Source organism: Mesorhizobium sp. M4A.F.Ca.ET.020.02.1.1, assembly GCF_004022645.1.
In the GTDB taxonomy this organism is placed as follows: Bacteria; Pseudomonadota; Alphaproteobacteria; order Rhizobiales; family Rhizobiaceae; genus Mesorhizobium.
Map to the genome: position 1 here is coordinate 1 of NZ_RZOI01000198.1, position 8,626 is coordinate 8,626.

At 64.7% G+C, this 8,626-nt stretch carries 8 protein-coding genes and 1 pseudogene; 1 reads left to right on the forward strand and 8 read right to left on the reverse strand.

The genetic code is table 11. From position 1 onward, the window contains the following. Positions 1 to 155 precede the first annotated feature (155 nt). The 5 genes from ggt to EN742_RS14795 all read right to left on the reverse strand — a co-directional run bounded on the left by ggt (position 156) and on the right by EN742_RS14795 (position 5,686). Positions 156 to 1,742, reverse strand: a complete 1,587-nt coding sequence (gene ggt, locus EN742_RS14775; protein WP_127405778.1) for a gamma-glutamyltransferase — start codon at positions 1,740 to 1,742, stop codon at positions 156 to 158. Between the two features lie 22 nt (positions 1,743 to 1,764). Beyond that, entirely contained in the window at positions 1,765 to 2,565 is an 801-nt protein-coding gene (locus EN742_RS14780) for an ABC transporter permease (RefSeq protein ID WP_127405779.1), read from the reverse strand. After that, entirely contained in the window at positions 2,562 to 3,479 is a 918-nt protein-coding gene (locus tag EN742_RS14785; RefSeq protein WP_127405780.1) for an ABC transporter permease, read from the reverse strand. Before EN742_RS14785 ends, EN742_RS14780 begins: the two co-directional genes overlap by 4 nt. Then, a complete protein-coding gene (locus EN742_RS14790) occupies positions 3,479 to 4,561 on the reverse strand; it encodes an ABC transporter ATP-binding protein (protein ID WP_126059189.1) in 1,083 nt (360 codons plus the stop codon). Before EN742_RS14790 ends, EN742_RS14785 begins: the two co-directional genes overlap by 1 nt. A gap of 84 nt (positions 4,562 to 4,645) precedes the next feature. Beyond that, the gene (locus tag EN742_RS14795; protein WP_127406398.1) at positions 4,646 to 5,686 is read right to left on the reverse strand and encodes an ABC transporter substrate-binding protein; all 1,041 of its coding nucleotides are present in this window, start codon (positions 5,684 to 5,686) and stop codon (positions 4,646 to 4,648) included. A gap of 232 nt (positions 5,687 to 5,918) precedes the next feature. On the opposite strand from EN742_RS14795, the gene EN742_RS14800 reads away from it, so the two are divergent. Beyond that, entirely contained in the window at positions 5,919 to 6,620 is a 702-nt protein-coding gene (locus tag EN742_RS14800; protein ID WP_189363166.1) for a GntR family transcriptional regulator, read from the forward strand. A 9-nt stretch (positions 6,621 to 6,629) separates the two neighbouring features. Here the strand turns inward: EN742_RS14800 and EN742_RS14805 are convergent, their stop codons facing one another. The 3 genes and pseudogenes from EN742_RS14805 to EN742_RS14815 all read right to left on the reverse strand — a co-directional run. Next, positions 6,630 to 7,715 (reverse strand): ABC transporter ATP-binding protein, encoded by a 1,086-nt coding sequence (locus tag EN742_RS14805; RefSeq protein WP_127406400.1) that lies wholly within the window; start codon positions 7,713 to 7,715, stop codon positions 6,630 to 6,632. Beyond that, on the reverse strand, positions 7,705 to 8,313 hold the full coding sequence (locus tag EN742_RS14810; RefSeq protein WP_126056005.1) for a cupin domain-containing protein: 609 nt from the start codon (positions 8,311 to 8,313) through the stop codon (positions 7,705 to 7,707). The genes EN742_RS14805 and EN742_RS14810 overlap by 11 nt, the downstream gene beginning before the upstream one ends. A 209-nt stretch (positions 8,314 to 8,522) precedes the next feature. Further along, positions 8,523 to 8,626, reverse strand: a pseudogene (locus tag EN742_RS14815) (IS110 family transposase); the annotation flags it as partial.

The window sequence follows — 8,626 nt, forward strand, 5'->3', positions numbered from 1 at the left end:
GTCAGGGGCCGAAACAGCCGGCGCGTCAGTGGCGCCGGGGGCGAGGCGGTGCGCAAGGTCCACAGTGTCAGCGGTATTGGTCATGGTCACCGACTATCTTTCCAGCCTGCAAAAATCCAGCCGAGCGGCAGCACGCAATCGTGAAGCCGCCGGCATCAGTATCCGAGCGCAAGTCCGTCCTTGCGTGGGTCAGACGCGCCGGTCAGCGTTCCCTTTTCCCAGTCGATCAGCACCGCCTGCCCGCCGCCCAGCGGATGATCCGGCTCCACCACCTGGTGGCCGCGCCGGCGCAGGCCTGCAACCGCGTCGACCGGCACGCTGCGCTCCGCCTCCGCCACGCCGCTGTTGTAGAAGACTCGCGGCGCATCCAGCGCCTGCTGCGGGTCCATGCCGAAGTCGATCATGTTGGTCAGCAGGTGAACGTGGCCGAAAGGCTGGTAGCCGCCGCCCATGACGCCGAACGGCATCATCGCGCGGCCGTCCTTGGTCATCATGCCCGGCATGATGGTGTGCATCGGCCGCTTGCCGGGCGCTATGGCATTCGGGTGCTTCGGATCGAGGCGGAAGCTGGTGCCCCTGTTCTGCAGCACGACGCCGCTCTTCGGGCTGACGACACCGCTGCCGAAGGAATAGTAGGTGGAGTTGATGAAGCTCACCGCATTCAAGTCGCGGTCGACGACGGAAATGTAGACCGTGTCGCTGCCCGGCAGGTCGAGGCGCGGCAATTCGGTCATGGCACGCTCGCGGTCGATCGCGGCGCGCAGCCGGTCGGCGTAAGCGCTGGACAAAAGCTCCTTCACCGGGACGGCGACATGATCCTGGTCGCCGAGAAACGTGTCGCGGTCGCGGTAGGCCAGCCGCCCGGCCTCGATCTCCAGATGCAGGCGTTCGGCGCCATTGGGGTCGAGTTCACCGAGTTTGAAGCCGGACAGCACGTTCAGCATCAGAAGCGCGGTCAGGCCCTGATTGTTCGGCGGCATCTGATGGATGCCGTAGCCCTTGTAGGAGATGCCAACCGGGGCCTTGTAGTCGCCCTTGGTCGAAGCGAAATCGTCGAGCGTGTGCAGCCCGCCGAGCTGGCGCAAGCGACCGACGATGTCCTCGGCCACCGCGCCTTCGTAGAAGCCAGCGCGGCCTTTCCTGGCGATGATGCGCAGCGTTTCGGCAAGCTCCGGCTGGCGATGGACGTCGCCGGCCTTGGGCGGCTGGCCGCCGGGCAGGAAGATGCGCGCCGCCACCTCGTCGGCCGACAGGTCGGTTTCGGGATCCTCCCAGTCGAAGGCGACGCGGTCGTGCACGACGTAGCCATTTTCCGCGTAGTGGATGGCGGGCGCCAATGCGTCGGCAATGCCCTTGCAGCCATGGTCTTCCAGCAGCCGGCACCAGGCATCGACCGCGCCCGGTACAGTGACCGCGTGGGGACCCTGCTTCGGAAGCTCGCTGAAGCCGTTCTCCAGATACCAGTCGACGGTTGCGGCGGCAGGCGCACGCCCCGAACCGTTGAAGGCCAGCACCTTGCCTTGCCCTTTCGGGCAGAAGAGGACAAAGCAGTCGCCGCCGATGCCGGTCGATTGCGGCTCGACCACCGCCTGCACGGCTGCGGCGCAGACGGCGGCATCCATCGCATTGCCGCCGGCACGCAGCATCTCGATGGCGGCAAGCGTGGCCAGCGGATGCGAGGTCGCGGCCATCGCTTCGGTGGCGCGGGCGGGCGAGCGGCCGGGGAATTGGAAATCACGCATGCTGTTTACGGTATCCCTGCATTCAACGTCCGCGGCCGAAAAGTTGAGCGGCGGACAACAAGACGATCGATAGCACAATCAGGCAAGTCGAAATGGCGGCAATGGTGGGGTCGATCTGGTCGCGCAGAGCATTGAACATGCGGCGCGTCAGCGTCGTGGTTTCGCCGCCGGAAATGAACAGCGACACCACCACCTCGTCGAAGGAGGTGATGAAGGCAAACAGCGCGCCCGAGACGATCGAGAAACGGATTTGCGGCATCGTCACCTGGCGGAAGGCGGAAAAGCGGTTGGCACCCAGGCTGCGCGCCACCTTCTCCTGGTTCATGTCGTAAGACCGCAGGCCGGAAAGCACGGTCAGCACCACCAGCGGCAAGGCCTGCACGGTGTGCGCGATGACAAGGCCGGTCAGCGTGTTGTTGAGGCCGATGCGGGCATAGAGGAAGAAGGTGCCGATGCCGATGAGGATGACCGGGATGATCAGCGAAGCGGTGAGCAGTGCATTGATGGCGCCGGTCATTCGCAGCGTGCCGATGTTGATGGCGTAGGCTGCGGCTGTGCCGAGTGGCGTAGCCACGAGCATCGTCATCACCGCGACCTTGACCGACACGATGGTGGCATCGCGCCATTCCACCGATCCGAAATAGCTCTCGTACCAGCGCAGCGACCATTCCTGGGGCGGGAACTGCAGCAGCGTCGAGTCGGAAAAGGACATGATGACGATGATGACCGACGGCGCGATCAGGAACAGCAGGACGAGAGCGCCAAGACCATAGAGCCAGAGCCGTTGCCGGTGCGAGATGGGCAGGGCATTTTCCATGCTCATCGCGAGCTCCAGACGCCGGTGGCGCCTGCGCCGAGCAGCCACTGGAACAGGCCGAGCAGGGCGAGCGTTACGGCCAGCAGCACGACGCCGAGCGCGGCCCCCGCGCCCCAGTTGGAATAGAGGCTGGTGGTCTGCTCCATGCGCATCGCCCACATGATGACCTTGCCGCCGCCCATCAGCGCCGGCGTGACGAAAAAGCCGAGGCAGAGCACGAAGACGATGACCACGCCGGAGGCGAGGCCGGGCAGCGACAGCGGGAAGAATATCTGCCGGAAGGTGGCGGCCGGGCTGGCGCCGAGATTCATGCCTGCGCGCAGGCAATCGGTGTCGATCGTCTTCATCGAGGCGTAGAGCGGCAGCACTAGGAACGGCAGCATGATGTGGGTCATGCCGATAATGACGCCGGCGAAATTGTTGGCGAGCGGCAGCGGCTGGCTGATGACGCCGAGATCGATCAGCCAGCTGTTGATCAGGCCCTTGCGCTGCAGGATGACCAGCCAGGCATAGGTGCGCACCAGCACCGAGGTCCAGAACGGCAGGATGACCAGGATCAGGCAGATCGAGGCCGCGCGGCGCGGCAGTTGCGACAGCATGTAGGCCAGCGGATAGCCGAGCACGACGCAGGCGCCGGTGACGGCGAAGGCGACCTTGAAGGTGGTGAGGAAGGTCTTGATGTAGGAGGGCTGCTGGAAGAAGCGCGCGTAGTTCGAAGCGCTCAGCGCGCCGGTCTCGTCGAACAGCGACAGCCAGAACAGCCAGCCGATCGGCACGATGATGACGGCGAAGACGAGCAGCAGGCCGGGCGACAGCAGCGCCAGCAGCCCGAAGGATTCGCGGCGCGCATCGGCATGCAACGCATCGGCGTTGAGCGTCGGGGCGCTGGCATGGGGGAGTATGGCGGATTGCATGCTCATCAGTCCGCCGCCACCAGCACCACATCATCGGCATCGATACCGAGATTGACCGGTTCGCCGGGCCTTGGCAGCTTTGCCAGCACGTCACTGCGGCAATAGTCGCGCAGCGTCACCTGACGCCCATCTCGCAGCGTGGCATAGCAGGCGAAACTGTCGCCCTGGTAGATGACGTCGCCGACCGTCGCCGGGATCACGTTGACGCTGCCCGCCGGCGGAGCGTCGGCGACGAGGCGCAGCTTTTCCGGCCGCACCACCATCAAATGGCAGCCGGCGGCTGGCGCCGCAGACGTCATGCGGATCTTCCTGTCCTCATACCAGACGCTGCCGTTGCGGCTTTCGACCGGGATGAAGTTGGAATCGCCGATGAAGCCGGCGACGAAGCGCGTTTTGGGCGCGGCGTAGAGCACTTCCGGCCGGTCGATCTGCTCGATGCAGCCGGCATTCATGACGGCGATGCGATCCGACATGGTGATCGCCTCGCGCTGGTCGTGGGTGACGTAGACGGTCGTCATGCCCAGCCGGCGATGCAGATTGCGCAATTCGATCTGCATGTGTTCGCGCAGGCTCTTGTCCAGGGCCGAAAGCGGCTCGTCCATCAGCACGATGCGCGGTTCGAAGACGATGGCGCGGGCCAGCGCCACGCGCTGCCGCTGGCCGCCGGAAAGCTGGTCGACGCGGCGCTCGCCGAGCCCTTTCAACTGCACGAGGTCCAGCGCCTTTTCGACGCGCTCGGCCGTCTCCGACGCCGAGACGCGGCGCTGCTTCAACGGAAACGCGATGTTGTGGAAGACATTCATATGCGGGAACAGCGCATAGTTCTGAAACACCATTCCGATGTTGCGCCGGTGCGGCGGCATGGCGATGATCTCCTCGCCCCCGACCTTGATGCTGCCGGCATTCGCCCTGACGAAGCCCGCCAGGATCATCAGCAGCGTCGTCTTTCCCGAGCCCGACGGGCCAAGCAGCGTCAGGAATTCGCCGGCGGCGACATCGAGCGAAAGATCGCGCAGCACCGAGACGCCGCCGAACCTCTTCTCGATGCCGCTGATGCCGATTGGAAGCGCGGTCGGCGCGATGGACAAAAGCATCTCCCTGGACTCCGGATCATTCATGGCGGGACGGAGCTGGGCAGCGCCTGGACGCTGCCCCGACCGGTGCCACCCTGTCTATTGCTGGATCAGGTTGTCGAACTTCTCGGTCGCCTCCACGAGGGTGTCGCGCCAGAACTCGGGATCCTGCAGCACCTGCTTCTTGACGTTGTCCGGCGCCGAGTTGATGTCCTTGATCCGCTCCGGCGGGATCTTGCCGGTCTCGAAGGCCTTCTCGTTCGCCGGGCCGTTGTCGACATAGAGCGGCAGGTTGGCCTGAAGGTCGGGGCTGACAAACTTGGCCAGCGCCTTCATGGCGAGGTCCTTGTTCTTCGAGCCCTTGGGGATGACCATGCAGTCGGCGGTCAGAACGCCTTGGTCGAAGGAGAAGCTGACCGGCGCGCCTTCCTTCCGCAAGGTGCCGGCGCGGCCGTTCCAGATGCTTGCCATGTCGACCTCGCCGTCCTTGACGAGCTGCATGGCCTGCGCGCCGGAGGTCCACCAGGCGTCGACATGACCGCGGATCTTGTCGACGGACTGCAGCGCACCGTCGATGTCGACCGGATAGACCTTGTCGATCGGGATGCCCTTGGCAAGGGCGGCGACGCTCAGCGTTTCCGTCGCCTGGCTGCCTGAGAGCGCGCGGCGGCCCGGGAATTTCTCGACATCCCAGAAATCGGCCCAGGTCTTCGGCCCCTTGTCGCCGAAAACGTCGGTCCGGTAGATCAGCACGACCGAGGTGTAGGAGATGCCGACCCAGTCGTCATGGACGAGCTTGGGATTGATGCCGCTTCTGTCGATGACGCTGTAGTCGAGTTTCTCGAACAGGCCTTCCTTGGAGCCGCGCGCGCATTCGTCGGCGCCGAGCTCGGTGATGTCCCATTTGACGGCATTGCCGGTGACCTGCAGGCGCACGTCGTCGAGGCCGTTGGTGGTGTCCTGCTTGATGGTGATGCCGAGTTCCTTGGCCGTGGGATCGAAGAAGGCCTTGGTCTCCGCCTCCTGATAGGTGCCGCCCCAGGAGGCGGCGGTAATGGTGTCGGCGGCCGATGCCGGGACGGCGACCGAGGCCAGCAGCCCCGCGACCGCAAGGCTCTGAATGCAACGCAGCTTCGTCATTTTCGCTTCTCCAACCGGTGTTCCCATTATCGTTGATTTGGTATGCTAATTTGTATACAATTTTGAGTGTAATTCGTCGGAAGCCGATGTCAACACGCGCCAAGCAATTTATGGTGACGAAAGACGGAGGCGAGAGCCGGAGTGCTTGCCGTTCTCGAAACGGTCCTGTTTCAAGCAAGCGCTAAAAGGCCCTAAACTGCGAAACCACGACAGACCGTTGGAGGCGGGACGCTTGAGCAAGGAAAGAAAGAACACGCTGCGCGATTCGGTGTTCGAGAAGCTGAAGGCGCTGATCATCACCGGCCAGATCCCGCCCGGCTCCCGCGTCACGGAGACCGACATGGCCGAGCGCCTAAAGGTCAGCCGCACGCCGGTGCGCGAGGCCTTCAACCGGCTGGAGCGTGACGGCCTGATGATCGGCCGCCCGCGCCAGGGCTATGTCGTGGCGGAGTTCAACCTGACCATGTTCCGCGAGGCCTTCGACATCCGCGAATTGCTCGACGGGCGCGCGACCGAACTGGCGGCGGCCACCGCCACCGCCGCCGACAAGACGAGGCTGCGCGCGATTCTTGCCGAATGCGAGCGGCTGGCCGCGATCCCCGACCGCGGCACCAGGGAGCAGTTCGAGGAATTGCAGGTCGGCATCGATTTGCACCGCGTGATTGCCGAAATCGGCGGCAACGAAATGCTGCACGGCATGCTCTGCGTCATACTCGACAAATGCCAGCAATATGTGTGGACAGAGCTCCTGTGGCTGGACGAGTGGAAGGTCACCCGCGAGGAACATACCGGCATCGTCGAAGCGATTTGCGCCGGCGACGTGGCCCTGGCGGGCGATCGCGCCCGCGCCCATGTGCGTGGGTCGCGTGAGAACATCCTGCGCCTGCTACAGGCCAAGTCCGACTATCAGGGTTTTTTCGCCAAGGCGTCGTGAGCCAAGCGGTCAATTGGTAAGCAAAGGGCAATTGGCGCCACGCCGCAGCCTGATGTGCGCCACGTCGCCGACGCTGAATTGAAAACCGTCAGCGCGGCGCGGAGCATCGATGATGATGGATGTCCCCTGCCCCAGTTCGGCGTGGAGGCGCAGCGTGCGGCCATGAAAGACAACGCCGCTTACCCGCGCCGGCGCGGTGCCATCGGCGGCCTCGGTGGTCGCCAAAAGGTCCTCAGGACGCACGCCGATGGTGCGTGTGTCTCCGGCGGCCGGCGCCTCGCCGGTGTCGGATACAGCTTCCAACGCCAGCTCGCCAGCCGCAAAGCGCAGGCGCTCGCCATCGCGGCCGACGAAGCGCGACTGCAGGAGGTTCATGGTGCCGATGAAGGAGGCGACGAACTTCGTCGCAGGGCGGTCGTAGAGAATCGCCGGCGGCGCGATCTGCTCGATGAGGCCCTTGTTCATGACGACGATGCGGTCGGAGATCGACAGCGCCTCGGTCTGGTCATGGGTGACCATGACGAAGGTGGTGCCGAGGCGGGATTGCAGCCGCTTCAGCTCGACCTGCATCTGCTCGCGCAGATGCGCGTCAAGCGCCGACAGCGGCTCGTCGAGCAACAGAACGCGCGGCTGGCAGACGATGGCGCGGGCAAGCGCGACGCGCTGGCGCTGGCCGCCGGAGAGTTCGAAAACGCGGGCGCCGAGCTTGTCGGCAAGGCCGACCATGTCGAGCGCCTCGCCGACGCGTTTCGCCTGCTCGGCGCCGGACAGCCCGCGTAGCGACAGGCCGAAGCCGACATTCTCTGCGACGTCCATGTGCGGGAAGAGCGCATAGTCCTGGAAGACGGTATTGACCGGGCGATCGAAGGGCCTCAGGCCCGTTATGTCGCGGCCCTCAAGCAGAACATTGCCGCTGGTCGGGCTCTCGAAACCGGCAATGACGCGCAGGCTGGTGGTCTTGCCGCAACCGGACGGGCCGAGCAGGGTCAGGAACTCACCCGGAGCGATATCTAGCTCGACGGCGTCGAGACCAACCACACCACCCGGAAAGACCTTTGAGACCTTCTGCAATCGAACGAGCGCATCAGGCGCCATCGCGCACCTCGGAGGGTTTTGTCGTGTTGACCCAAAGGATCTCGCAGCGCTCGGCGCCGGGGTTGCGGAAGGCATGCAGCAGCGTGCTCTTGAAGGCAAAGCTGTCGCCGGCCTTGAGCACGTAGGAGGTTGCGTCCACCACCAGTTCGACCTCGCCGGCCATCACGAAGCCGAACTCATGGCCTGCATGGGCGTAGGCCTCGGCCGTTCCGCCGCCGGCCTCGACGCTCACCAGCATGCCGGTGAGCGTCGCGGCAGGCGGCGACAGCAGCGCCTTGGCGATGCCTTCCGACTTGACGGGGATCTGCCGCCGCTTGTCGGCGCGCACGCAGTAGAGATCATTGACCGCCTCATTGCCGTCGGCGATCAGTGCCGACGGTTCGATGTCTAGCGCGGCTGCAAGCGGCCAGATCACCTTGACGCGCAGCGATGACATGCCGCGCTCGATCTGGCTGAGCGCGCCTATCGAAATGCCGGCTTTTACCGCAAGCTCGGCCAGCGACAGCTTGCGCTCCAGCCTGAGCGCCCGCACGCGCCGGCCGACGCGCACATCGGCATCGTCCTTCGGCTTCTCGGCCGATTCGTCAAAAACATCCATGCGTTAGTCCTTGTTTGGTCTCTTTACCGGTGCGGCGCAGCGCCGCCAGCCTCCCCTTCTCCCCTTGTGGGAGGAGGTGTCGCCGAAGGCGACGGATGAGGGGTGTTCCAGCTTGGCAACGACGGCGATCCGTCCAACACCCCTCATCCGTCTCGGCGCTGCGCGCCGATCCACCTTCTCCCACAAGGGGAGAGCGACTGTCTTGGCTGTCAAGCTGTTTGCCATGGTTTTTGGTCGCGGATGATGGCGTTGAGAATGGTCAGCAGCTTTCGCATGACGGCCACGACGGCGACGATCTTCGGCTTGCCAACCT